Annotated in this window: 22 protein-coding genes; 6 read left to right on the top strand and 16 right to left on the bottom strand. The window is 68.0% G+C overall.

Going from position 1 to position 23,447, the window contains the following annotated elements; genetic code table 11:
* Positions 1 to 2: 2 nt before the first annotated feature.
* Positions 3 to 818: a S1 RNA-binding domain-containing protein gene (locus tag ACZ49J_RS01565; protein WP_467455498.1), complete on the bottom strand. Its 816-nt coding sequence runs from the start codon at positions 816 to 818 to the stop codon at positions 3 to 5.
* Between the two features lie 359 nt (positions 819 to 1,177).
* On the opposite strand from ACZ49J_RS01565, the gene ACZ49J_RS01560 reads away from it, so the two are divergent.
* A complete protein-coding gene (locus tag ACZ49J_RS01560; protein ID WP_467455500.1) occupies positions 1,178 to 2,791 on the top strand; it encodes a recombinase family protein in 1,614 nt (537 codons plus the stop codon).
* 197 nt (positions 2,792 to 2,988) lie between these two features.
* Here ACZ49J_RS01560 and ACZ49J_RS01555 read toward each other — a convergent pair whose 3' ends face one another.
* The 5 genes from ACZ49J_RS01555 to ACZ49J_RS01535 all read right to left on the bottom strand — a co-directional run bounded on the left by ACZ49J_RS01555 (position 2,989) and on the right by ACZ49J_RS01535 (position 6,023).
* Entirely contained in the window at positions 2,989 to 3,195 is a 207-nt protein-coding gene (locus ACZ49J_RS01555; RefSeq protein WP_468347597.1) for a DUF7848 domain-containing protein, read from the bottom strand.
* 307 nt (positions 3,196 to 3,502) lie between these two features.
* Positions 3,503 to 4,336 (bottom strand): helix-turn-helix domain-containing protein, encoded by an 834-nt coding sequence (locus ACZ49J_RS01550; protein ID WP_467455502.1) that lies wholly within the window; start codon positions 4,334 to 4,336, stop codon positions 3,503 to 3,505.
* Complete coding sequence (locus ACZ49J_RS01545; protein ID WP_467455503.1) at positions 4,333 to 4,857, bottom strand: DUF6879 family protein; 525 nt, start codon at positions 4,855 to 4,857, stop codon at positions 4,333 to 4,335. The genes ACZ49J_RS01550 and ACZ49J_RS01545 overlap by 4 nt, the downstream gene beginning before the upstream one ends.
* A complete protein-coding gene (locus ACZ49J_RS01540; protein WP_467455505.1) occupies positions 4,841 to 5,047 on the bottom strand; it encodes a hypothetical protein in 207 nt (68 codons plus the stop codon). The genes ACZ49J_RS01545 and ACZ49J_RS01540 overlap by 17 nt, the downstream gene beginning before the upstream one ends.
* 586 nt (positions 5,048 to 5,633) lie before the next feature.
* Positions 5,634 to 6,023 (bottom strand): hypothetical protein, encoded by a 390-nt coding sequence (locus ACZ49J_RS01535; protein ID WP_467455506.1) that lies wholly within the window; start codon positions 6,021 to 6,023, stop codon positions 5,634 to 5,636.
* 143 nt (positions 6,024 to 6,166) lie between these two features.
* On the opposite strand from ACZ49J_RS01535, the gene ACZ49J_RS01530 reads away from it, so the two are divergent.
* From ACZ49J_RS01530 to ACZ49J_RS01510, 5 genes are all read left to right on the top strand, one after another.
* A complete protein-coding gene (locus ACZ49J_RS01530) occupies positions 6,167 to 6,388 on the top strand; it encodes a hypothetical protein (RefSeq protein ID WP_467455507.1) in 222 nt (73 codons plus the stop codon).
* Between the two features lie 943 nt (positions 6,389 to 7,331).
* Positions 7,332 to 7,634: a hypothetical protein gene (locus ACZ49J_RS01525; protein ID WP_467455508.1), complete on the top strand. Its 303-nt coding sequence runs from the start codon at positions 7,332 to 7,334 to the stop codon at positions 7,632 to 7,634.
* A 96-nt stretch (positions 7,635 to 7,730) separates the two neighbouring features.
* Positions 7,731 to 7,892 (top strand): hypothetical protein, encoded by a 162-nt coding sequence (locus ACZ49J_RS01520; protein WP_467455509.1) that lies wholly within the window; start codon positions 7,731 to 7,733, stop codon positions 7,890 to 7,892.
* Between the two features lie 108 nt (positions 7,893 to 8,000).
* Entirely contained in the window at positions 8,001 to 8,594 is a 594-nt protein-coding gene (locus ACZ49J_RS01515) for a hypothetical protein (protein ID WP_467455510.1), read from the top strand.
* Positions 8,595 to 8,643: 49 nt separating this feature from the next.
* A complete protein-coding gene (locus tag ACZ49J_RS01510; protein WP_467455512.1) occupies positions 8,644 to 9,306 on the top strand; it encodes a hypothetical protein in 663 nt (220 codons plus the stop codon).
* A gap of 514 nt (positions 9,307 to 9,820) precedes the next feature.
* On the opposite strand, the gene ACZ49J_RS01505 is transcribed toward ACZ49J_RS01510, so the two are convergent.
* The 10 genes from ACZ49J_RS01505 to folC form a co-directional block, all read right to left on the bottom strand.
* Positions 9,821 to 11,776 carry a TIGR03960 family B12-binding radical SAM protein gene (locus tag ACZ49J_RS01505; RefSeq protein WP_467455514.1) on the bottom strand — a complete coding sequence of 652 codons (1,956 nt, stop codon included), beginning with the start codon at positions 11,774 to 11,776 and terminating at the stop codon, positions 9,821 to 9,823.
* 135 nt (positions 11,777 to 11,911) lie between these two features.
* Positions 11,912 to 13,720 (bottom strand): CYTH and CHAD domain-containing protein, encoded by a 1,809-nt coding sequence (locus ACZ49J_RS01500; RefSeq protein ID WP_467455515.1) that lies wholly within the window; start codon positions 13,718 to 13,720, stop codon positions 11,912 to 11,914.
* A 94-nt stretch (positions 13,721 to 13,814) separates the two neighbouring features.
* Positions 13,815 to 15,014, bottom strand: a complete 1,200-nt coding sequence (rodA, locus tag ACZ49J_RS01495) for a rod shape-determining protein RodA (protein WP_467455517.1) — start codon at positions 15,012 to 15,014, stop codon at positions 13,815 to 13,817.
* The gene (gene mrdA, locus ACZ49J_RS01490; RefSeq protein ID WP_467455518.1) at positions 15,011 to 17,269 is read right to left on the bottom strand and encodes a penicillin-binding protein 2; all 2,259 of its coding nucleotides are present in this window, start codon (positions 17,267 to 17,269) and stop codon (positions 15,011 to 15,013) included. The genes rodA and mrdA overlap by 4 nt, the downstream gene beginning before the upstream one ends.
* Positions 17,270 to 17,400: 131 nt before the next feature.
* On the bottom strand, positions 17,401 to 18,069 hold the full coding sequence (gene mreD, locus ACZ49J_RS01485) for a rod shape-determining protein MreD (protein WP_467455519.1): 669 nt from the start codon (positions 18,067 to 18,069) through the stop codon (positions 17,401 to 17,403).
* A gap of 13 nt (positions 18,070 to 18,082) precedes the next feature.
* Positions 18,083 to 19,027, bottom strand: a complete 945-nt coding sequence (gene mreC / locus ACZ49J_RS01480; protein ID WP_467455520.1) for a rod shape-determining protein MreC — start codon at positions 19,025 to 19,027, stop codon at positions 18,083 to 18,085.
* A 179-nt stretch (positions 19,028 to 19,206) separates the two neighbouring features.
* A complete protein-coding gene (locus ACZ49J_RS01475) occupies positions 19,207 to 20,226 on the bottom strand; it encodes a rod shape-determining protein (RefSeq protein ID WP_004931372.1) in 1,020 nt (339 codons plus the stop codon).
* An 807-nt stretch (positions 20,227 to 21,033) separates the two neighbouring features.
* Positions 21,034 to 21,447 (bottom strand): nucleoside-diphosphate kinase, encoded by a 414-nt coding sequence (ndk, locus tag ACZ49J_RS01470; RefSeq protein WP_467455522.1) that lies wholly within the window; start codon positions 21,445 to 21,447, stop codon positions 21,034 to 21,036.
* Positions 21,448 to 21,536: 89 nt separating this feature from the next.
* Positions 21,537 to 21,896 carry a DUF4233 domain-containing protein gene (locus ACZ49J_RS01465; protein ID WP_467455524.1) on the bottom strand — a complete coding sequence of 120 codons (360 nt, stop codon included), beginning with the start codon at positions 21,894 to 21,896 and terminating at the stop codon, positions 21,537 to 21,539.
* A gap of 5 nt (positions 21,897 to 21,901) precedes the next feature.
* Positions 21,902 to 23,422, bottom strand: a complete 1,521-nt coding sequence (folC, locus tag ACZ49J_RS01460; protein ID WP_467455525.1) for a bifunctional tetrahydrofolate synthase/dihydrofolate synthase — start codon at positions 23,420 to 23,422, stop codon at positions 21,902 to 21,904.
* Between the last annotated feature and the right edge of the window lie 25 nt (positions 23,423 to 23,447).

Here is a 23,447-nt window from a genome sequence, read left to right as displayed (position 1 = left end):
CCTCAGGCCTGTCGTCGAGAAAGCGCCGGCCTGCGGCGCTCTCGGTCGATTTCGGTTACGACCACCGAGACCTGGTCGCCGACCCGTACGACATCCTCCGGAGCCGTCACGGGCGGCCAGGTGAGCTCTCGCAGATGGACAAGGCCCTCGACCCCGTCGGCGACCTGCACGAAGACGCCGAACGGGACCAGCTTGGTGACCTGCCCACGCAGTGTCCGGCCCACAGCAGTGCTGTCGGCGAACGCCAGAAAAGGGTCCGGCTGCATCGCTCGCAACGACAGCCGGGCCTCGCCGTTCCACGTGTCGAACTGCAGGAACTCGCACAGGACACGCTGTCCGATCTCAACGACCTCCGAAGCCGCTTCGAAGCGCCTCCAGGACAGCTCGGGAAGGTTGATGAAGCCGACGCCCGGGAAGACCGGGTGGTCGGGGCCATCGTCCAGCGCCACGAACACGCCGAACCGCTCGATCGCCGCGACCGTACCGGACACGGTCTCGCCGGGCTGAAGGCGCTTGAGGAACTCCCAGAGGTCCGGGTTCTCGGTAGCCGCCGTCGACAGCAGCACCCTGCCCTCATCCACATCAACAGCAGTCACCTCGGCGGTGATCCGCTGCCCGACCTCCACACCCTCGGCCGCACGCCGGCCCCAGGAGCCGTCCAACGGCCCCACCATCCCCAGCGGGCGAGCAGCGAAGCCATCCAAAATCACCGACACACCAGACCGCGTGACCTCCGCGACCGTCCCGCTACAGAGATCACCGACACAGATCGTCGCCAGAAACCTCCGGACAGCCTGGTCGGCAAGCACTTCCCCCATGCCGTCCAGCCTCTCACGGGGAGCCGAACGCTAGACCCACTCCACCTCGGACTGGACCCTCGAAGAGCCCTCAGACGGCGGCAGCGGCGTCCTCGGCACATCCGGCAAGGACCGCTGCCGCCCACCCCGAGCGCCGAGCCCGCGGAGCACGGCGGCAGCCTCCTCCTCACCCACGTCGGTCAACGCGTCCACGATGCGCCGCAACGCCTCACCGCTCACCGTCGCGCCCGTCTCAGCCGGCCGCTGCCGGCTCCTTCACCGTCAGGGGCAGCAACTTCTTGGCGGTGGGGCCGATTTGGATCTGCGTGTCCATCTGCGGGGCAGAGTGAAACACGGCCACAACGGGTAATCTGCTGGTCATGGCAACGAAGAGCAAGCGAGCAACGGCGGCCGAGCGGGCTGCATACGACGTCGAGGCCGAGTGGACACCGGCAGACCTGGCGCTACTGGAGGAGCTGAAGAGGGCCGAGGCCCTGCTACCCGAGGACGCCCCTCGCGCCCTGCTCTCCGTCCGGCTGTCGGTGTTCACCGACGATACGACGTCCCCCGTCCGGCAGGAGCTCGACCTACGCCTACTCGCCAGGGAGAAGGGGTATCGGGTCGTCGGCCTCGCGTCGGACCTGAACGTCTCGGCAACGAAGGTTCCGCCGTGGAAGCGCAAGAGCCTGGGCGAGTGGCTGAACGACCGCGCTCCCGAGTTCGATGCTCTGCTCTTCTGGAAGCTGGATCGCTTCATCCGCAACCTGTCGGACCTCTCTGTCATGGTCCAGTGGGCGGAGCGGTACGGAAAGAACCTGGTATCGAAGAACGACCCGATCGACCTGTCTACGACCATCGGCAAGGTTCTCGTTACGGTCATCGGCGGTATCGCGGAGATCGAGGCGGGCAACACGTCGACCCGCGTCACGTCCCTGTGGGAGTACGCGAAGACTCAGGATGCGTGGCTCGTCGGTAAGCCTGCCTACGGCTACGTCACGGAAGAGGGGACGGATGGACGCCCTCGGCTCGCCGTCGACCCCGACGCGCGCACGGCTCTCCACTGGGCTCGGCGCATGGCTCTGCGCGGTCGGTCGGCTCGGTTCATGGTCCGGTGCATGGTTCGTTCGGGGCTCATGAGCGAAGGGCTCACGACGACGACCCTCCTCCGTCGTCTACGTAACCCTGCGACGCTCGGCTACCGCACCGAGGAGCACAAGAACGGAGGGGTGCGCCGCTCCCGGTTCGTGCTCGACAGGCAGGGCCAGCCGATACGGGTCGCTCCCGAGATCTTCACTCAGGAGGAGTTCGACTCTCTTCAGGCAGTACTCGACAGCCGATCGAGGAAGCAGCCGACTCGGCAGCCGGGAGGGTCGACACGCTTCCTGGGGGTCATCGTGTGCGCGGACTGCAAGGGGCACATGCTCGTCAAGAAGACCTCGAACAAGGGGCGCTCCTACTCCTACATGCGGTGCACCGACTGCAAGAGCGGAGGGCTCGGCATCCCTGCCCCCGATGCTCTCTACCTCGCTCTCTCGCAACGTCTCCTGAAGGCTCTCGGCAGCTTCCCCGTGCAGGTACGCGAGTACGCCGAGGCATCGGAAGTGCGGTCGGAAGTGAAGCGGCTGAAGGAGTCGGCGACGTACTACATGAAGGAGCTCCAACCGGGAGGGCGGTACGCCTCTTCAGCGTTCGCCCGGGAGCAGGCTCAGGCGACGCTCGACAAGCTCTTGAAGGACTTGGATGCCGTCGACCCTGCGACCCTTCAGGACCGATGGGAGAACGTCCACAACGGCGAGACGTGGCGCGAACGCTGGGAGTCGGGAGGACTCGAAGCACTGGAGGAGGACGCCCGACGAGTCGGCATCAAGTGCGAGGTGACCCGTACGAAGGTGAAGGGGCAGCGCGCCCCGGACGTGAGCCTTCGGGTCCTCCTCCCAAAGGACGCGCAAGACCGGCTCGTCATCAAGGAGGACGCGTTCGCCGTCGAACTGTGAGGCTCTGGCGCCGACTACTCTCCGCTCAGTCGGCCGTTGACCCAACGTATCCGGACCCCGTCTGTCACCCACTGGCACGCGGGGTCTCTGCGTTCAATGCAGAGCCCCTGTCGGCCACGGGGGAACGACCGACAGGGGCTCTCAACCGGCACGCCCCGGCCTTGCTCGCCGCCCCGAGGCATGCCGGAGTCTGCGCGTTACTCGGCCCGCTCGACGAGAGCGAACGAGGTACACAGGCGCCGGAACCCGATGTGTCCCGTCCGGCCGGTGTGGCTCATGCACTCGACGTCTACCGCCCCACCGTCCGTCGAGGGCGTTGCCTGCCACTCGCACTTCAGGCACTCAGCCTCGAACGTGACGTCAGTCTCCGGATGCTGCGTGATCCGGTGCGTCACGTACCGCATGACGGAGCGCACCATCACTCGGCCCCGTGCTGTTCCCGAAGGTGCGTCCGGAGTACGACGTTCGCGTCGGACGCCTTCGAGTAGTCCCCGACCGATCGGGCGTTGGCTCGGGTCACTGCGATGCTGAGACATTCGCGGCAGCTTGCTACGGGTTCCGGCTCCTCGGGCGGGAGTGTCAGGTTCACCGGTTCCGCCATCGTCGTCTTCGGTGCGCTCATCCTTACGGCCTCCCCGACTTCGTGTCTACCGAAGGATGATCCCGTGGAATGTGCAACGGATGGCACTTCATGCGCGTTGTCGACTGAAGTCATGCACGGCAGGCGGCCGACCACTCGGCGAGCCTCGCGCGAAGCCCCTCCCCGAACAACGCGCATTCCTCGTATCCCGCGAATTCCTTCAGGTAGGTCTGAACATCTCGGCCGTCACGCAGTACGAGACTCCCCGCCGAAGTCTCGATGGTGACCAAGGAAGCGTCGTAGATCGTGAAGGTATTCAGCGGAACCCTGGCCGTTACTGCCCCCACGGGAATTACGCCGATGCGCACATTCGGCAGGTAGGACAGGGAGGCCAAGCGGTCCATCTGCTCGGCCAGAGGCAACGGCGAAACCACCGGCCAACGAATTGCCTGCTCGGTCAGAAGGAATGTGAACTGTTTCGAAGCGTCGTAAAGAACGGCTTGCCGTTCCAGCTTCCCCGCTACTGCCTTACTCGTATCGGCCGGAGAGTGCGCGAGGCTCGCCCGTACGTACTCCGGTGTCGCGAGTAGGCCGGTAACCATCGAGAGCAGGAAGTAGCGCATGTGCGCCGAGGATGCTTCGAGAGCCTTCAACTCGGCCTGTCGTGTCCCGAGTCCCTTGCGCCGCAGCTCCCGAAGGTTCCGCCATTCAGTGTTCGCCAGTCGGGCGAGCGCGGAGACTTCGGCGACGAGTTCGGGCGGAGCGTCCACGGCTCTCAGGATCGCCTCTACGTCGACCAGAGACGGCCGTGTCCGGCCACTCTCGATCCTGCTCACCTTGGACTGAGACATGTTGCAGCGCGCGGCGAGCCGGTCTCCGGAGAGACCGGCCGCCTTGCGTAGGTCTCGGAGCGTGGCGCCCAACTCTTGCCAGGACTGGCCAAGCTCCTCGGGCTCGAACGTCACCCCGTCACGCGCTCCGCGTATTCGACGAATGGAACCGACTCGGCGACGGCGATTCGCTGGTACTCGATGAAGTCGGCCGGCTCACCTTCGTACAGTTCACGGCTGATCTGCCTTCCGTCGTCCTCGTAGTGCATGAGAACGATCGTCGAGCGATCGAACATCCAGAAGTCTCGGACGTCCGGCAAGGGATTCTCTCGATCGGTCACGTCGAGAATTCGGACCTCTTCCCCGGCGAGCACATGCGGGGCGTAGTACCGAGAGAACTCGAATTGCAGATACTCGGAGAGCGGCCGAGTCAGGATGTGCACTCGCCCCTTACGCTTCCCCTCACCGCGTAGCCTCTTCAGGTCTTCCGTGTACTCGGACGAGTAGGTGTGCGGGTCAATTCGCTTACCGGCCCGGAAGGCTTCAAGCTCTCCGGATTCCTGCGGTACGAGGTATTGGGGCAGAGTCTCCAGTCGCCATGCTTCGGACTGGAATCCTCGGAGCATTGCCCGCCACTCGTCACCATCCAAGAGCACGAATCGCCTCCCGAAGAACGCTCTCGGGAATCTCCACAAGCCCTTCCCCTTGCGGCGGAGTGAAGGCGTTGGACACGTCGCCCTGAACGACGAAGGTTCCCCGCTCCGTGCGGTACACATTCGGGCAGTCGTCTTCGCCGCACTCGCCATTGCCATTGCCGGTAAGTCGAGTGAGCTCTTCGCGCGCCATGCGAAACCCCCTTGTCCGTGGCCCCTGTTGGGGCGTTGGACACGACCGTACGAGGGTCGAGCTCGGCCGTCCATGCACGGACGTGGGTATGCACGTTCTTGCATGAAGTGCCCGGCGTGGCGCCGTCTCACGGGAGCAGGGGGTGCCCGTCCTGCGCGGCCCTGATGTGCTCGGGCCCCAGCGCACCCTCGCCGTACTCGGCAGTGAAGGCGCGCACTCGACCGAGGGGGGAGCCTGGCGGGGGTGGCTCCTCGCTCACTGTGCCGCCGAGGAGCGTCGCACCGAACGCTGCGCCTACGTCTCGCGGGTTGTTCAAGCCCATACAGGAACGGTAGGCCGAGGGTCTGACAGTGACGTGATCCACGTCTCACTTCAGCGATCAATCCTGTCAAACCTTGACCCACTTCCCACCAGTAAGTGAGGGGCGCTGTGGCTTGCCGAGCAGGTGTCCGACGTCACGTCGAGACGACCACGAAGGATGAACGGTGGGTGCCTGTCCATGGCTCCTGCCTGCCTACGTGGGCCGTTGCCGAGATGGCAGGGCGCTCACTCTCCGCTCAGTCGACCGTCGACTCAGCGTGACCGATCACCAGGGGACGTGATCCCACGTCACCTTGATGGCGTACGCGTCCCGCTGCATCATCTGGTAGAAGTCGTAGCCCTGGTCGACGTCGTTGAACTCTCTGACGTGCTCCCCGCCGGTGTCGACGTTCCTCCACGTCACCCTGTAGGTGATCGGGACTCCGTCGATCTCCCACCTGCCGGTCTTGGCATTCCACTTCTTCTCGGCCATGGGTCTCCTCGGCTGGTCGACGGATCGAGTGACAGGGCCGTCTTCTGCCCGGCAGTAGGCCCCTCTCCAGGCTGAGAACGCCGCCGTGCGGCGCACGGTTCCGGTCCGGGCCGCACGATGCACGAAGTTGACGGCGAACGACCCGATCATGTAAGAACTCTCTTCCGCCTCTTCGAAGCGCACCGTAGCTCCCACCGTTCAGCGGCGGTGGAGCTGGCCAGCAGGTAGCAGGCCGCCATCCCGAGGGGCTGGCAGGGGAAGCCGAGGGCACCACGAGCGCGAACGGTACGCGCGATCTCCCATCACACGAAGGAGGTCGCACACCCGTGCCCAAGACCAACCCCGCCGCCCCTTCCTGGGTCGGCTACACGTCCCGGTACCTCACGATCCCCGCAAGCGAGCCGTTCCGGCTGTCCCCCCGGAAGCTGGCCCGGAAGTCCTCGATCCCCGCAGCCGAGTTCGAGTCTGGTCTTCGCTCCCTGCAAGAGGAGGGTTGGCTACGGCGACTCGGTTACGACACCTGGCAGCTTGCTCGGCCGGTGCGGTGACCAGTGCGGGAAGACCTGTTCCCCAAGATCGAGGAGAACCGAGCCAAGCTACGGAAGCGCGGATACGCCTGGTGGCCGAGCACTTCCCGCCGACCGGACAGGCTGCCCAGTGGTACGCCGACGTGATCCAGTGCGTACCTCGTAGCGGCCAACGGGTGGCGAAGCAACTTGCCCGCCTCTGCGGCGACGACTCCCGCCTGACGGTGCCGTGGCGCTCGCTGGCCGATGCGGTGGGCATCCGGGACAGCGCCGGTAGAGAGCGCGCGTACACCGAGCGAGGCGTACAGGTGCTCGTCGAGGCCGGGTGGCTGACGGTCGAGACGATCGGCGTCAAGCGCGGAGTAAGACGACGTTCAGCCTGGAGCCCGGAGACCGGGCCACGGAGTGGCTGGGCTGGATCGATGCTGACGACTGGCTCGACGAGGCCGCCTGAGAAGTTTTGGCCAGAGTAAGAGTCCCCGGCTCGGACCCCGAGCCCGCTCCTGCTCGTCGAGAAGTTTCGGCCAGAGTAAGGAAGCCCGGCGCATCGCCGGTCCATCCCGAAGTTTTGGCCAGAGTAAGGGCCTCACTCCTGAGACCTACTGACTACGGCCTCGGGTCGGGCCGAACCCTCCCCTCGATGCCGACGACAGACGTACTGACGCACGGCGTAGGTGGCACCGACAAGGCGGGCCCGAAGGGGCCCGAAGCCTCGCCCTACTCGATGGGGCCGCTTACGCGGCCCACCTGTCGTAGACCGCAACGGCGAAGTGATGAGGGGCCCGTGAGGGCGCCCTCGTCGTAGAGCCGCCTTGCTCCCTGGGGGCGCTGCCGCGCCCCACTTCCCGAAGTCCTCTCACGGCAAGCCACTTGCTCGCCGTTGCTACCTCGCCGAGGACCGCCGGTCGCTGGCGCTCCCTCGCGGTAGCTGAACCATCACGCCTACCTGAAGGAGATCAACACCGTGGCACCCCGCAAGCTCGACCTGTCCGGCAACCGCTACGGCGCTCTCGTCGTCGTTGCCGAGGCTGATCCCATCGTCTACCCCAGCGGCTCGAAGGCTGCCCGTTGGCTCTGCCGTTGCGACTGCGGCGCTACCACGGTCGTCGTTGGCGCGAAGCTGCGCTCAGGGAAAACCGTCACCTGTGGCGACCGGACGGCTCACCGTTCCGGCAAGGCTCACCCGATGTACGGCAAGCGTGGTGAGCACTCCGGCAACTGGAAGGGCGACGCCATCGCCTACACCTCGGCGCACGCCCGAGTGTAGGCCGAGCACGGACCGGCCTCGGACTGGCGCTGTGCCTGCGGCTGTGGCCGCCAGGCGAACGAGTGGGCGTATCTGGGCACCGACCCTGAGCCGAAGGTGTCGACGCACCCCAACTCGAAGGGGGCTCTCTACTCCCCCCACGCCGAGCACTACGCCCCGCTCGCCATGGACTGTCACAAGCGGTTCGACGTGTGGCAGGCCCAGCGCCGTACCGGCCTCCCCCTGGCTGTCGCCGTCGCCGAGATGCTCGCCGCATGAGCGAGTGCGAGAGCACGCAGACCCCCAAGGGTCGGCCGGCTCACAGGTGCCGATGAGCAAGTCACCATAATTCAGTACGAGTTGGCTCCCCCTGACAGCACTGGAGGCATGGACGGACTGTATGTGGTCAGGCATGAGCCGACCTGGCGCGAGGAGCCGGAGCCGGAGCCGGACGACGAGTACGACAACGGCACGGACCACAAGACCGTGTACGCACTCTTCGGCCTGGCCATCTACAAGGCCAACTGTCTGGAGCACTCGCTCGTCAACCTACTCGCGTTCACCAAGCTCATCACCGCAAGGGAGCAGGGGGAGCAGCTCATCCGGGACCCTTGGACTCAGGGCTTCAAGGACATGATGGGCAAGCGCGTCGAGCCGCACACCAGTGCCTACCCAGAGGTCGTCGATGACCTGACCAGGAGCCTGAAGCGGCGTAACGACCTGGTTCACAACTTCTGGCGCGAGCACATCCAAGAGATGGTCAGCGACGCTGGCCGGGCCCGACTGTGCGCGGACCTCAAGGCGGACTGTCGGCTGCTCACGCAGACAGACGAACGCTTCTGCGAGTGGGTGTTGAACCCCGTCATGGAGAGCATGGGGATCACGGCTGAGGCCATCCAAGCCCAGTACGCGAAAGAACGCCGCGAGGCGATGGCGCGCTACGAGACCGAGGCGTTCACGGCCGGAGAAGACTCGGCCTGACCTCCGAGAGCACATCCGTCCCGAAGCTACGGTGTTGTAGTTTCCCCGCATGAATCATGTGGCGGGGGAATGGTGGGAGTCCGGGTCATGGTGGCAGTTCGCCGTCACCGTCGTCGTCAGCCTCGCGGTTGGTGTCCTGGGAGCCTGGGCGGCGCTTCGATCGAACAATCCGAAGCGCAAGCTCGACTGGTGGGTCAAGTCGAATACGCCCCTCTTCCATCCCCCGCAGGGCGGGGCACCGTTGACCGTGAGCCTTGGCGCTACTCAACTGGCCCGGCCCCGCGTGATCGAATTGGTCATTGCCAACCAAGGGCATCGCGACATCACCGCGGACATGTTCCATGGAGGCGAAGCGATCAAGTTCGACTTCGGTCTTGAGGTCACGGTTCTCGACGTCACTACGACGCCAGCCGGCAGCCCTCGCCCGAACCTCGACACTTGGCGCAGGGTCAGCCTGTCCGCATCGAGCCCCGGCAGTACGGGCGGGATCAACATCAAGCCGTCACTGCTGCGCCGAAAGCAGGTGGTCACCGTGACGGCGCTGGTAGACGGGGACGAGAAGCCTGTGCGGTGCGCATACTTCTCGCTGGTCGATGTGGAGCAGGGGGACGGTACGCCGCCGGGCGCCTACCGGCGAACCTTCCTCGAAGGGGTGGCGGACGGGTTCCTCGCCGTAGTGCCGTTCGCCCGGCTGGTGCGTCGTCGACCCTGAAACGGGTGGCGCAAGATCGGGCGGTAAGACGCAGCGGTCCGGAAGAACGGCCCAAGGGGGTCATGGCCCAGGGGTGCGACCCGAGTCGGCTCACGTCGACAGCCACTCGACCGGCCGAGGACACTCCACGCGCCACGCTCGCAAGCGATCACGCAGCCTCGGGCCAACTCCTCGGCCGCTCACTCAGCGGCCAGCACACAGCCACACACCCACACCAACCACAGAGCCCCGGCTCTTCCCGGCTTCAAGGGAGGGTCGGGGCTCTTCCCTGTGTTGTGGACAGGGTCCGGCTACACCCACTCGACCGAGGCAGAGACGGCCGCTCGGGGCGCCGCTACCTCTGTCGGTAGTGGAGTGCGAGGAGCGGGGGCAGGGGTTCGCTCCACACGTCGAGCACCCATCCGAGAGAGCGCCTGTACGGCCTGCTCTCGCTCGTTCTCGGACAGCTTGGCCAGCGCCTGGGCTACCGCTTCACGGGCCCGCTCAGGGGCAGGTAGCGGCCTCCCTGACCTGCTCACTTCCCCTCCCTACCGGTGTTGATGGGGGTCAGGGGGAGCAGGCTCTTACCCGCCGTGGGGCTCAGTTGTGGCCATGTATCGAACTGCGGGCAGACCCCGCAGTCGAAGCACGGTGTCCACCGGCAGTCCTCGACCTCCGTCTCGTCGAGGGCGTCCTGCCAGTCCTCCCAGAGCCAGTCCTTGTCCAGGCCGGAGTCGAGGTGGTCCCAGGGCAGGACCTCCTCGTACGTGCGCTCGCGGGTCGTGTACCAGTCGACGTCCACGCCGAAGGGGGCCAGCGCCTTGTCGGCGCAGCTCATCCAGCGGTCGTACGAGAAGTGCTCGCGCCAGCCGTCGAAGCGGCCGCCGTCCTCGTAGACCGCGCGGATGACGGAGCCGATACGGCGGTCGCCGCGGGAGAGCAGGCCCTCGACGATGCCCGGCTTGCCGTCGTGGTAGCGGAAGCCGATCGAGCGGCCGTACTTCTTGTCGCCGCGGATCTTGTCCCTCAGCTTCTCCAGGCGGGCGTCCGTCTCCTCCGCCGAGAGCTGCGGGGCCCACTGGAAGGGCGTGTGCGGCTTGGGGACGAAGCCGCCGATCGAGACCGTGCAGCGGATGTCGTTCGAGCCGGAGACCTCGCGGCCCTTCTGGATGACGCGCGTCGCCATGTCGGCGATCTGGAGGACGTCGTCGTCGGTCTCCGTCGGCAGGCCGCACATGAAGTACAGCTTCACCTGACGCCAGCCGTTGCCGTAGGCGGTGGCGACGGTCCTGATCAGGTCGTCTTCCGAGACCATCTTGTTGATGACCTTGCGGATGCGTTCCGAGCCGCCTTCGGGGGCGAAGGTCAGGCCCGAGCGGCGGCCGTTGCGCGTCAGCTCGTTCGCCAGGTCGATGTTGAAGGCGTCGACCCGGGTGGAGGGGAGGGACAGGCCGATCTTGTCTTCCTCGTAGCGGTCGGCCAGGCCCTTGGCGATGTCGCCGATCTCCGAGTGGTCAGCGGAGGACAACGACAGCAGGCCGACCTCCTCGAAGCCCGTCGCCTTCAGGCCCTTGTCGACCATCTCGCCGATGCCCGTGATGGAGCGTTCACGTACCGGGCGCGTGATCATGCCCGCCTGGCAGAAGCGGCAGCCGCGGGTGCAGCCCCGGAAGATCTCCACCGACATGCGTTCGTGGACCGTCTCGGCGAGCGGTACGAGGGGCTGCTTGGGGTACGGCCACTCGTCCAGGTCCATGACCGTGTGCTTGGACACGCGCCACGGGACGCCGGAGCGGTTGGGGACCACTCGGGCGATACGGCCGTCGGGGAGGTACTCGACGTCGTAGAACCCGGGGATGTACACCCCGCCGGTCTTCGCCAGGCGGAACAGGACCTCCTCGCGCCCGCCCGGCCGTCCCTCGGCCTTCCACTCGCGGATGATCCTCGTCATGTCGAGCACGGCCTGCTCGCCGTCGCCGATGACGGCCGCGTCGATGAAGTCGGCGATCGGCTCGGGGTTGAAGGCCGCGTGGCCGCCGGCGAGGACGATCGGGTCGTCCACCGTGCGGTCCTTGGACTCAAGCGGGATTCCGGCCAGGTCCAGGGCCGTCAGCATGTTCGTGTAGCCCAGCTCCGTGGAGAAGGAGAGGCCGAACACGTCGAAGGCCTTCACCGGGCGGTGGCTGTCCACCGTGAACTGCGGGACGCCGTGCTCCCGCATCAGCTCCTCCAGGTCCGGCCACACGCTGTACGTGCGCTCGGCGAGGACGCCCTCCTGCTCGTTGAGTACCTCGTAGAGGATCATGACGCCCTGGTTGGGCAGCCCGACCTCGTACGCGTCGGGGTACATGAGCGCCCAGCGGACGTCGCAGGCCTCCCACGGCTTGACGGTGGAGTTGAGCTCTCCGCCGACGTACTGGATCGGCTTCTGCACATGCGGGAGCAGAGCTTCGAGCTGCGGGAACACCGACGCAGCGACTTCGGCAGGCATCTCGCGGACCTTCGTGAGCTGGGGGGCACGGACAGGAGTGACCATCCAGCGTAACGCGGCGCGCACGGCCTCTCGTACGCGTCCACGCTCGCAGGCGTCCGCAGTCGCGTGTGTCACTCGCCGCGTCCGCCGGCGTCAGGACGCGCACCACCGCGTGTACGCCTCCGGAAGCTCCCGCTCGATCTCCGCTGCCCTCCGCTCCTCGCGGCCGTACAGCAGCCCGTACGTGAACGAGCTCTCCCCCGCCCCCTGGGCCTGTGCCGCGAGGCCGCGCAGGGCCTCCCGGGCCATCACGCTGTCCTGGTGGTCGCCGAGGAGGGTCTGGAGGGACTTCATGGCGCGGACCCGGGACACGAAGCGGTCGTCGAAGCCGGAGGCCGCCTCCGCCGCGTACCGGGCGCGCTTGGCCTTCTTGCGGGCCTCGTGCATGGCCAGGTCGCGCTCGGTGCCGGACGGTTCGTCCAGGGCCTGCCGGACCAGGGCGGACACCCTGCCCACGTCCCGCAGGACGGCCTTCGTCAGCACCTTCTCGGGGTCGCCCTCGGCGGCCTTGAGCAGGGGCGGCTCGGCGAGCAGCGCGTCCAGGATGTTCAGCAGGTCCAGGTACCGCCTTCCGTCGAGCACGGCTATCAGGCGGCGCCGGGAGCCGGAGCCGCGGGCGTGCGACCAGGTGCGCAGCCGGGTACGGACGGGGCCGATGAGGAGCGTCCTGGGGAGGTCGGTGAGCGCGGCCGTCAGGCGTTCCGTCAGCACCTCCTGGTCGCGGTCGACGCCCAGTTCCCCCGCCAGCCACTTGAGTTCCGCGCCGATGGGGTCGGTGAAGGTGCGGTCGAGGACCTTGCCGTACGAGCGGAAGGAGCTGCGCAGCCGGCGGGTCGCGACGCGCATCTGGTGCACGGAGTCGGGCAGGTCGCGGCGCACCGCGGGGTCCAGGGCGACGATGGCGTCGCGCTGGGCGCGCACGTAGGCGAGGACGTAGTCGCCGGCGACCCGCTGCGGCTCAGGGGCGCGCCCGTCGGCCGCCTTGCCGACCTTGGCCGCTTTCTCGGCCTTCTTGCCCGCCTTGCCGACCTCGGCCGCTTTCTCGGCCTTCTTGCCCGCCTTGCCGGCCTCGGCCGCTTTCTCCGCCTTCTTGCCCGCCGTAGCGCCCTTGCCGTCCTTGGCGTCCCCTTCCTTGGCGCCTGTGCCTGCTCTGCCGTTCCCGTCCTCCTTGGCCCCCTTGGCCCCCTTGGCCTCCTTGGCCTCCTTGGCCTCCTCTCTTCCCCTGGCCTTCTTGCTTCCCTTGGGCTCCGTCGTTCCCTCGGGTTCCTTGGTCTTCTTGCCGGGCCCGCTCGTAGCGGGCCCGTGCGGTGCCGTTTCACGCAGGGCTCTGGCCAGTTTCGACGGGGACGCGGCGGCCCGTACGCCCGCCTTGCGCAGCTTCTTGTCGACCTCGTCGAGGAAGGCCGGGTCACCGCCGTCGGCCAGTTCCACCTCGATCTCGGACCACTGCGCGCCGCGTCCCTCGCCGTTGAGCCGCTCGGCGTGGACGGCGTCGACGCTGACCTCGGCGAGGAGCGCGCCGTCCACGTCGAGCAGGTCACGGACGTCGCGGGAGGAGCGGATGCGGACGAGGGGGACGAGGCCGGTGTCGCGGACCCGGGAGCGCACGAGCCCCGCGAGGGTGCGGGGCACGGTGTCGGAGAGGGGGGCGTGGATCTCGTCCCGTACGCCGGAGGAGACGGGGACCTTCAGGTGCCAGCCCGCGTCGCCGCCTCCGGTGCGGCGCCGCAGGGTGATCCCGGCGGCGGCGAGGCGTTCGTCCGGGGTGTCGTAGTAGACGGCGTCCAGCTCGGCGACGCCCTTGTCGACCACGGTCGCGACCCCGGCGACGCCGGTCAGGTCGGGCAGGCCACTCTCGTCGGATTCGTACTTCCGCTCGATCTCGCGTTTCGTGTCCGCCATGGACAGAATCTAGTCGCTCATCCGTTTTCTGGGCAGGCCTCGTTGTTGAATCGGCAACACCAGGTGTTCGCCCCGGCGACGCGGGGTGTCGCCGTTACGCCGACATGGGCCTCTGCACCCGGATCGACTGCAACAACCCCACCGCCACCCACACGGCGAACATCGACGACCCTCCGTACGAGACGAAGGGCAGCGGCAGACCGGCCACCGGCATGATGCCGAGCGTCATCCCGATGTTCTCGAAGGACTGGAAGGCGAACCAGGCGATGATCCCGGCGGCGACGATCGTGCCGTACAGCTCGGTCGTCTCGCGGGCGATGCGGCAGGCGCGCCACAGCACGATGCCCAGCAGCAGGATGATCAGGCCCGCTCCGAGGAAGCCCAGCTCCTCGCCGGCGACCGTGAAGACGAAGTCCGTCTGCTGTTCGGGCACGAACTGGCCCGTGGTCTGCGAGCCCTTGCCGAGTCCGGTGCCGAAGAGGCCACCGGAGCCGATGGCGATACGGGCCTGGTTGGTGTTGTAGCCGACGCCGGCCGGGTCGAGCTCGGGGTTGGCGAAGGCTGCGAACCGGTTGATCTGGTACTCGTCGAGGATCCCCAGCTGCCAGACCGCGACCGCGCCGACCGCGCCCGCACTGATCAGTCCGAGCACCCAGCGGTTGGAGGCGCCGGAGGCGAGCAGCACACCGAGCACGATGACGACCATGACCATGACCGAGCCGAGGTCGGGCATGAGCAGCACGATCAGTATCGGTACGGCGGCGAGGCCGAGGGACTGCACGACCGTGCGGTGGTCGGGGTACTGCTTGTCGCCGGCGTCCACTCTGGCGGCGAGGAGCATCGCCATGCCGAGGATGATCGTGATCTTCACGAACTCGGAAGGCTGGAGTGAGAAGCCGCCGCCGAGCTTGATCCACGCGTGGGCGCCGTTGATGGTGGCGCCGAGCGGGGTGAGCACGAGCAGGATGAGGAAGACCGAGATGCCGTACAGGATGGGGACGGCCGTGCGCAGGGTGCGGTGGCCGAGCCAGACCGTGCCGACCATCAGGGCGAACCCGATGCCGGTGTTGAGCAGATGCCGGACCAGGAAGTAGTACGGGTCGCCCTGGTTGAGCTCGGTGCGGTTGCGGGTCGCCGAGTAGACGAGGGCAGCGCCGATCAGGGACAGCGCGACGGCGCACAGCAGTATCGGCCAGTCGAGCCTGCGGGCGAGCGAGTCGCGAGCGAACAGCCGGGCCCAGCCGGTGCGCTGAGGTCCGTATCCGGAGACGGAGAAACTGTTGGTGCCTGTCATGGGGACGTCCTCCGCCTCTTCTTCGGGCGGGCCGTGCGCCGTCGGGTGTCGCGGTTGGTGCCGGTGGTGGGGCCGGGCACGGTGGCGGCCGGGCTGTTGCCCGTCACCGGCAGGGCTCCCTCCTCGGTGGCCTGCTCCGTCTTCTTCTTCGGCGGGTACACGCCGATCTTCGGGGAGTCGATCGACCCGTCGGACTGGATCTTCGGCAGGCTCTTCTGCGGGGTGTAGAGCAGCGCCTTCTTCTTGTCGATCTTGCCGTCCTCGGAGACGCCGTACAGGGCGTTGTAGAGCTTGCGGACGGCCGGGGCGGAGGCGCCGGAGCCCGTACCACCCTGGGAGATCGTCATGACGATCGTGTAGTCCTTGGTGTAGCTGGCGAACCACGAGGTGGTCTGCTTGCCGTAGACCTCCGCCGTACCGGTCTTGGCGTGCATCGGGATCTCGTTCTGCGGCCAGCCCTGGAAGCGCCAGGCGGCCGTACCGCGGGTCGCGACGCCCGCGAGGGCTTCGTCTATCTCGTCGCGGGTCTGCTTCGACATCGGCAGCTTGCCGTGCGCCTTGGGCTTGATGTCCTCGACGTGCTTGCCGTCGGCGCTGATGATCGCCTTGCCGACGGTGGGGTCGTAGAGGGTGCCGCCGTTGGAGATCGCCGCGTAGATCGTGGCCATCTGGATGGGGGTGACGAGGGTGTCGCCCTGTCCGATGGAGTAGTTGACGGAGTCACCGGCGCGCAGGCGGTTGCCTTCGAGGCAGTTCTCGTACGCGATGCGCTCGGCGTAGTCGCCGTCCTTCTTGCCGGTCTTGCACCAGGCGTCCTTGTTGGCCTTCCAGTAGTTCAGCTTCCACTGGCGGTCGGGGATGCGGCCGGAGACCTCGTTGGGCAGGTCGATTCCGGTCTCGGCGCCGAGGCCGAACTGGTGGGCGGTCTTGTAGAACCAGTCCTTGGCGTTCTTCTTCGGCTTGGTGCCGCCGTCGCGCTTCCACTCCTCGTGGGAGAGGCGGTAGAAGACGGTGTCGCAGGAGACCTCCAGGGCTCGGCCGAGGTTGATCGGGCCGTACCCCTTGGACTCGAAGTTCTTGAAGACCTGGCCGCCGATCGAGTACGAGCTGGAGCAGTCGTAGCTGCCGTCGAACGGGTAGCCGGCGTTGACCGCGGCGGCCGTGGGGACGACCTTGAAGATGGAGCCGGGCGCCGACTGGCCCTGGATGGCGCGGTTCAGCAGGGGGTAGTTGGACTTCTTGCCGGTGAGGCGGGCGTAGTCCTTGCCGGAGATGCCGCCGACCCAGGCGTTCGGGTCGTAGGTCGGGTTGGACGCCATGGCGACGACACGGCCCGTCTTGGCCTCCATCACGACGACGGCTCCGGAGTCCGCCTTGTAGTTGGTGCCGGTGTTGCGGTCGACCTGCTTGCGGGCCTCCTTCATCGCCTCGTTGAGCTCGTACTCGGCGATGCGCTGGACGCGGGCGTCGATGCTGGTGACGAGGTTGTCGCCGGGGCGGGCGGGGTCGGCCTCGGCCTGGCCGATGACCCGGCCGAGGTTGTCGACCTCGTAGCGGGTGACGCCGGCCTTGCCGCGCAGCTGCTTGTCGTACTGGCGCTCCAGGCCGCTGCGTCCGACCTGGTCGGAGCGCAGGTACGGCGAGTTGGTGTTCTGGGCCTGCTTGATCTCCTCGTCCGTGACGGGCGAGAGGTAGCCGAGGACCTGCGCGGTGTTGGACTTGCCGGGGCTCGGGTAGCGGCGCACGGCCTGGGGTTCGGCGGTGATGCCGGGGAAGTCCTCGGAGCGCTCGCGGATCTGCAGGGCCTGTTTGGCGGTGGCCTCGTCGGTGATGGGGATCGGCTGGTAGGGGGAGCCGTTCCAGCAGGGCTGTGGGGTCTTGGCGTCGCACAGCCGGACCTTGTTCATGACCTCCTTGGGGGTCATGCCCAGGACTCCGGCGAGCTTGGTGAGGACCGCCTTGCCGTCGTCCTCCATCTTCAGCAGGTCGGTGCGGGAGGCGGAGACGACGAGCCGTGTCTCGTTGTCGGCGATCGGCACGCCGCGCGCGTCCAGGATCGAGCCCCGTACGGCCGGGTCGACGACCTGCTGCACGTGGTTGCCGGACGCCTCCTTGGCGTAGGCCTCGCCCTCACGGATCTGGAGGTACCAGAGGCGGCCGCCGAGGGTGCCGAGAAGGGAGACGACGAGGATCTGGATGATGACGAGACGGATCTGGACCCGTGGGGTCCGGCCCGTCTCGGGGATGTTCGTCACTGTGGCTGCGTCCCCCTCTCAGAGCGCGTATGTGTGGGCGCGTACGCATGATGAACGACGGGCCTGTGAGGCCGCGTTCCGCTGGCGCTTACCCGTTCGGGTGAACTTGCCGCAGGTGAACTCGAGCCCGTTCACAGCCGCTTGACCCCCTTGATGCGACCGGCGCGGGCCATGCGCGACCTGACCGCCTTCATGCGCAGGCCGCCGCGCTGGCTGCCGATGCTGAGGCCGGTGCCGGAGGCGAGCCAGCCCGAGGAGACATCGGCGGCCTTGGCGGAGGTGGTCTCGGCGAGCGGGTCGTTGTCGGCGCGGCGGGCCAGGGCCATGATGCCGGGGACGACGAACGGCGCGAGCAGCAGGTCGTACAGGGCGGCCGTGAACAGCAGGCTGGGCAGGCCGACATGGCGGGCGGCCGTGTCGCCGACGAGGGCGCCGACCCCGGCGTACAGCAGGGTCGTGCCGATCGCGGCGGCGACCACGACGGCCATGGGCCCGGTCGCGGACCTCAGCTGCCCGTTGTCGGGCTTCACGAGCCCGGCGAGGTAGCCGACGACGCACAGCACGAGGGCGTAACGCCCGGCGGCGTGGTCGGCGGGCGGGGCGAGGTCGGCCAGGAGGCCCGCGCCGAAGCCGATGAGGGCGCCGCCGACGTGGCCGTACACCAGCGCCAGGCCGAGGACCGTGAGGAGCACCAGGTCGGGTACGGCACCGGGGAGTTGGAGTCGGGCGAGGATGCTCACCTGGACGACCAGGGCCACGATCACGAGGGTCGTGGAGAGCAGCATCCGGTTGAAGCGCATGGTGGTTCAGCTCCTACTGCTCTTGCGGCTGTCCGTCGGCGGACGCCCCCGCGGAGGGGGTGACCGTCACCGTCACGGTCGGCGTGGGCGTGGGCTTCGGCTTGTCCGGCAGGACGGTGTCGCGGGGGTCCTTGCGGGGCGCCTCGACGACGACACCGACGATGTCGAGCTTGGTGAAGCCGGCGTACGGCGTGACGTAGACGGTCCGGGTGAGGTCGCCGCCGGAGGGGTCGACACGCGACACGACGCCCACCGGCACGCCCGGCACGAACGGCTTGTCGGCCTGCGACCCGAAGGTGACGAGGCGGTCGCCCTTCTTCACCTTCGCCTTGCCGTTGAGCAGTTCGACGCGCAGGGGCCGGTCGCCCTGCCCGGAGGCGAAGCCGAGTTCGTCGGTGGCCTCCATGCGGGTGCCCACGGTGAAGTCCGGGTCGTTGGCGAGGAGCACGGTGGCGGTGTTGGGCCCGACGGTGGTGACGCGTCCGACGAGCCCGTCCCCGTTCAGCACCGTCATGTCTCTCTTGATGCCGTCGTTGGACCCGATGTCGATGGTGACGGTCCACGAGAAGCCCTGAGCCGCCCCGATGGCGATGACCTCGGCGCCCTTGATGCCGTACTGGCCGTTGGCGGCGGTCCGCAGCATCTTGTCGAGCTGCTTGACGCGGCTTCGGTTGCGGTCGTCGCTGCCGAGTTCCGCCTTCAGCGCGGCGTTCTCTTTCTCCAGCGCGGCGAGCCGGTCGTGTCGTTCGCCGGAGTCACGGATCGCGGAGACGGCATTCCCTATGGGGTCGACGGCGGTCGCGACCCCGTCCTCGATCGGCCCGAAGACCGTGGCCGCGGCCCGCCGGGCACCGTCGACCGGAGAGTCCTCCCCACCGCGGATGTCCACCGTGATCAGCGCGAACGCGATGGCGATCAGCAGCACCAGGAGCAGCCGGCTCTCTCGTGTGTCCCTCACGTGCGGCGGCCGTGCCTTCCTCGTCGGAATGGTCAGTTGGTCAGTTCCCCATGCTCAACAAGGGGCGCCCCCCGAGCGAGTGGGCACTCACGGGTGTTATGGGGGAGCTTATGCCTCAATATCAACGATCCGCCGCACGAGAAGGGGTTCGTCTCGTACGGCGGAATCGAAGCGTTACGTCATCTGCGGGGCTGGGCGTCGAGAACCTGCTGCAACGCCTCGAACTCCTCGACGCACTTGCCGGAACCGAGCGCCACGCTGTCCAGCGGGTCCTCGGCGATGTGGATCGGCATGCCGGTCTCGCGCCTCAACCGCTCGTCGAGGCCGCGCAGCAGGGCGCCGCCGCCGGTCAGCACGATCCCCCGGTCCATGATGTCGCCGGAGAGTTCGGGCGGACACTTGTCGAGGGTCGTCTTGACGGCGTCGACGATGGCGTTGACCGGTTCTTCGATGGCCTTCCGCACCTCGGCCGCGGAGATGACCACGGTCTTCGGCAGTCCGGAGACGAGGTCCCGGCCGCGGATTTCGGTGTGCTCGTCAGCGTCGAGGTCGTACGCGGAACCGATCGTGATCTTGATCTGTTCGGCCGTCCGCTCACCAAGAAGCAGTGAGTACTCCTTCTTGATGTGCTGGATGATCGCGTTGTCCAGCTCGTCTCCGGCTACACGGATGGACTGTGCTGTGACGATTCCGCCGAGCGAGATGACCGCGACCTCCGTGGTGCCGCCGCCGATGTCCACCACCATGTTGCCCGTGGCCTCGTGGACCGGCAGGCCGGAGCCGATGGCCGCGGCCATGGGCTCCTCGATGATGTGCACTTGGCGGGCACCGGCCTGGGAGGAGGCCTCGATGACGGCGCGGCGCTCGACACCGGTGATGCCGGACGGGACGCACACGACGACCCGGGGCCGGGCGAGGTACCTCCGCTTGTGGATCTTCAGGATGAAGTAACGGAGCATCCGCTCGGTGATCTCGAAGTCGGCGATGACGCCGTCCTTGAGCGGGCGCACGGCGACGATGTTGCCGGGCGTCCGACCGATCATCTTCTTGGCTTCCGCGCCGACCGCCAGGATGCCACCGGTGTTGGTGTTGATCGCGACGACGGACGGCTCGTTGAGTACGATCCCGCGACCCCTGACGTACACCAGCGTGTTGGCGGTCCCGAGGTCGACAGCCATGTCACGGCCGATGAACGACATTGAGTTCCCCATCAGGATTCGTCTGGCCTTCCCAAAGTGGAGCACTGGTGGCTTTTTCGGGTCGGCGAAGTGGGTGCTGTGACGTGAAGGCTTACATCGTAGTCTCGCCCGCACGAACACTGCGCGAGGGTCTTCGCCATTGTCAGCAGATGATGTGCCGCCTCGCTTGTGCAGACGGTCCATCAGAGTCACGCGTTCCCTCGATCGGCACGCATATGCCGGTGGCTCAGCGAATTCTCAAGGGAGTTGGCTGGTCAGGCGGGGAGTTTGGGTGACGGTCAGTCAGAAAATCGAGGGTGGCGGAGTGGGCCGAATGGGGGGCGTTGGGGGGCGGGGCGATCCGCGTCCGGTCCCTCCAGGGGTTTTTCTCGCCCCCGCCGCCCCTACCCGTCCCATCCCCAGGGGCGCTGCCCCTTCGACCCCGCCAAGGGGGCTGCGCCCCCTGGACCCCCGTCCCTTTCGGGGCCCCGCCCCGGACCCCGTTCGGGGGCCGGCCCCCGGACCCCCGCTCCTCAAACGCCGGAGGGGCTGGATGGTGCGGGCCGGGCGCGATGGTGCTGGCGGCGCTGGATGGTGCGGGCCGGGCTGGATCGTGCGAAGCCGGGCTGGATCGGGCGAGGCCGGGCTCGAAATTTCCCGGCCGGGGCCTGGGCTTTCAGCCGGGGCCAGGCATATCCAGCCCGTCCGGCGTTTGAGGACGAGGCCGCCAGGCCGACAGCGGGGGTCCGGGGGCGGCAGCCCCAGGGATGGGACGGGTAGGGGCGGCGGGGGCGAGAACCCCCTGCGCGCCCGCCGGCGGCGAAGCCGCTACGCCCGGCCGGGGAAGAAGATCTTCACCTCGCGCTCGGCGGACTCCTCGGAGTCGGACGCGTGGATGAGGTTCTCGCGGACGATGACGCCGTAGTCACCCCGGATGGACCCGGGCGCGGCCGCGATCGGGTCCGTGGGACCGGCGAGCGCCCGCACGCCCTCGATGACCCGCTCGCCCTCCACGATCAGCGCGACGACCGGCCCCGACGCCATGAACTCGACCAGCGGCTCGTAGAACGGCTTGCCCTTGTGCTCGCCGTAGTGCAGCTCCAGCGTCTCCTGGTCCAGCGTGCGCAGCTCCAGCGCCGTGATCGTCCACCCGGCCTTCCGCTCGATACGGCTGATGATCTCGCCGGTCAGCCCGCGACGGACGGCGTCGGGCTTGAGGAGGACGAGGGTGCGCTGGCTCACGACGGTGACTCCTTCAGATCCACAGATGTGCGGTGCTCAGAGGTTACAGGGCACGCCCGAAAGAGCGTCACAGAGCGTCAGCACGTCGGTCAGGCGCCCGTGGACGCTTCCTCCGACGCCGCCTGCGCGGCGAACCGCGCCTTCGCCTCGTCCACCTTCCGCCCGAAGTGCACGGAAGCCCACCACAGCGCCGCGAAGACGGCCCCCAGGAAGAACATGACCGGGACGACGAAGCCGGAGGCGATCAGCGCGATCTGGAGGGCCCAGCCGAGCTGCACCCCGCCGGGACGGGTGATCACCCCGCACAGCAGGAGGCACAGCACCATCGCGGCACCGCTCACCGTCCACACCGTGCCCATGGACAGGTCCGGGTCCTTCATCGCGACCAGCCCCGCGAACCCGATGACGAAGAACTCACCGATGAGCGTCGAGGAACACAACGTACGCACGGGACTCAGCCCCTTCCCAGCAGCAGTCGGGCCTCGCCCACGGTGATCACGGACCCGGTGACGAGGACGCCGCCGCCCGCGTACTCGCCCTCCTCCTCGGCGAGCGTGACCGCCGCTTCCAGGGCGTCGTCGAGCCGAGGCTCCACCTGGACGCGCTCGTCCCCGAACACCTCCACCGCGATCGCGGCCAGCTCGTCCACGTCCATCGCGCGATGGCTGGAGTTCTGGGTCACCACGACCTCGGCGAAGATCGGCTCGAAGGCCTCCAGCAGCCCCCGTACGTTCTTGTCGCCGCTCGCGCCCACGACCCCGATCAGCCGGCTGAAGTCGAACGCCTCGCTCACCGCCTCCGCCGTGGCCCGCGCGCCCGCCGGGTTGTGGGCGGCGTCCAGGACGACCGTCGGAGAGCGCCGTACGACCTCCAGGCGCCCCGGAGAGGCCACGGACGCGAACGCCTTGCGGACGGTGTCGATGTCGAGCGGTTCGGGCCGCTGGGAGCCCACCCCGAAGAACGCCTCCACGGCGGCCAGCGCCACCGCCGCGTTGTGCGCCTGGTAGGCGCCGTGCAGCGGGAGGAACACCTCCTCGTACTCCCCGCCGAGCCCGCGCAGCGTCAGCAACTGCCCGCCGACCGCGACCTGCCGGCCGACGACCCCGAACTCCAGGCCCTCCCGGGCCACGGTCGCGTCCACCTCGACGGCCTTCTTCAGCAGCACCTGCGCCGCGTCCACGGGCTGCTGCGCCATGATCACGGTCGCGTCCTGCTTGATGATGCCCGCCTTCTCACCGGCGATCTCACCGTGCGTGCCGCCGAGCCGGTCGGTGTGGTCGAGGTCTATGGGCGTCACGACGGCCACGTCGGCGTCGATGACGTTGGTGGCGTCCCAGGTGCCGCCCATGCCCACCTCGACGACGGCCACGTCCACGGGCGCGTCCGCGAAGGCCGCGTACGCCATGCCGGTGAGCACCTCGAAGAAGGACAGCCGGTACTCCTGCGAACCGTCGACCATCTCCACGTACGGCTTGATGTCCCGGTACGTCTCGATGAAGCGCTCGGCCTCCACCGGGGAGCCGTCCAGGCTGATCCGCTCGGTGATCGACTGGACGTGGGGGGAGGTGTACCGGCCGGTGCGCAGCTCGAAGGTGCCGAGCAGCGCCTCGATCATGCGGGCCGTGGACGTCTTGCCGTTGGTGCCGGTGATGTGGATCGACGGGTACGACCGCTGCGGCTCGCCCAGCACGTCCATCAGCGCCGCGATCCGCGCGACCGACGGCTCCAGCTTGGTCTCGCCCCAGCGCGTGGCCAGTTCCGCCTCGACCTCGCGCAGGGCCTTGTCGACCTCGGGGTCGGCCGGCCGCGCGGGCACGTCGGCCTGCGGCGGACCGCCCTGTGCGCGCAGGGTACGGCTGCCGGCCTCGATCACCGCGAGATCGGGATCGCGGTCCGTCTCGGCCGCGATGATCTCCTCGAAGGAGTCGGCGGGGTCGGGCTGCTCGCTGCTGTCGTGCGGGGGGAGCTCACTCACGGGGCCAGTCTACGGAGGAGAACTG

The sequence above is a fragment of the Streptomyces sp. NPDC030840 genome, from assembly GCF_055572015.1.
Note: the sequence above shows the minus strand (reverse complement) of the source record. Positions and strands in the feature narration are given on the sequence as shown.

Bases quoted from the DNA above. Each gene is read 5' to 3' on its own strand.
- ACZ49J_RS01560 (WP_467455500.1), top strand. From the start codon at position 1,178: ATGGCAACGAAGAGCAAGCGAGCAACGGCGGCCGAGCGGGCTGCATAC.
- ACZ49J_RS01505 (WP_467455514.1), bottom strand. From the start codon at position 11,776: ATGCCTGCCGAAGTCGCTGCGTCGGTGTTCCCGCAGCTCGAAGCTCTG.
- ACZ49J_RS01475 (WP_004931372.1), bottom strand. From the start codon at position 20,226: ATGTCGTTCATCGGCCGTGACATGGCTGTCGACCTCGGGACCGCCAAC.
- ACZ49J_RS01555 (WP_468347597.1), bottom strand. From the start codon at position 3,195: ATGCGGTACGTGACGCACCGGATCACGCAGCATCCGGAGACTGACGTC.
- rodA (WP_467455517.1), bottom strand. From the start codon at position 15,014: ATGACAGGCACCAACAGTTTCTCCGTCTCCGGATACGGACCTCAGCGC.
- ACZ49J_RS01500 (WP_467455515.1), bottom strand. From the start codon at position 13,720: ATGGCGGACACGAAACGCGAGATCGAGCGGAAGTACGAATCCGACGAG.
- ACZ49J_RS01540 (WP_467455505.1), bottom strand. From the start codon at position 5,047: ATGGCGCGCGAAGAGCTCACTCGACTTACCGGCAATGGCAATGGCGAG.
- mreD (WP_467455519.1), bottom strand. From the start codon at position 18,069: ATGCGCTTCAACCGGATGCTGCTCTCCACGACCCTCGTGATCGTGGCC.
- ACZ49J_RS01565 (WP_467455498.1), bottom strand. From the start codon at position 818: ATGGGGGAAGTGCTTGCCGACCAGGCTGTCCGGAGGTTTCTGGCGACG.
- ACZ49J_RS01515 (WP_467455510.1), top strand. From the start codon at position 8,001: ATGGACGGACTGTATGTGGTCAGGCATGAGCCGACCTGGCGCGAGGAG.
- ACZ49J_RS01510 (WP_467455512.1), top strand. From the start codon at position 8,644: ATGAATCATGTGGCGGGGGAATGGTGGGAGTCCGGGTCATGGTGGCAG.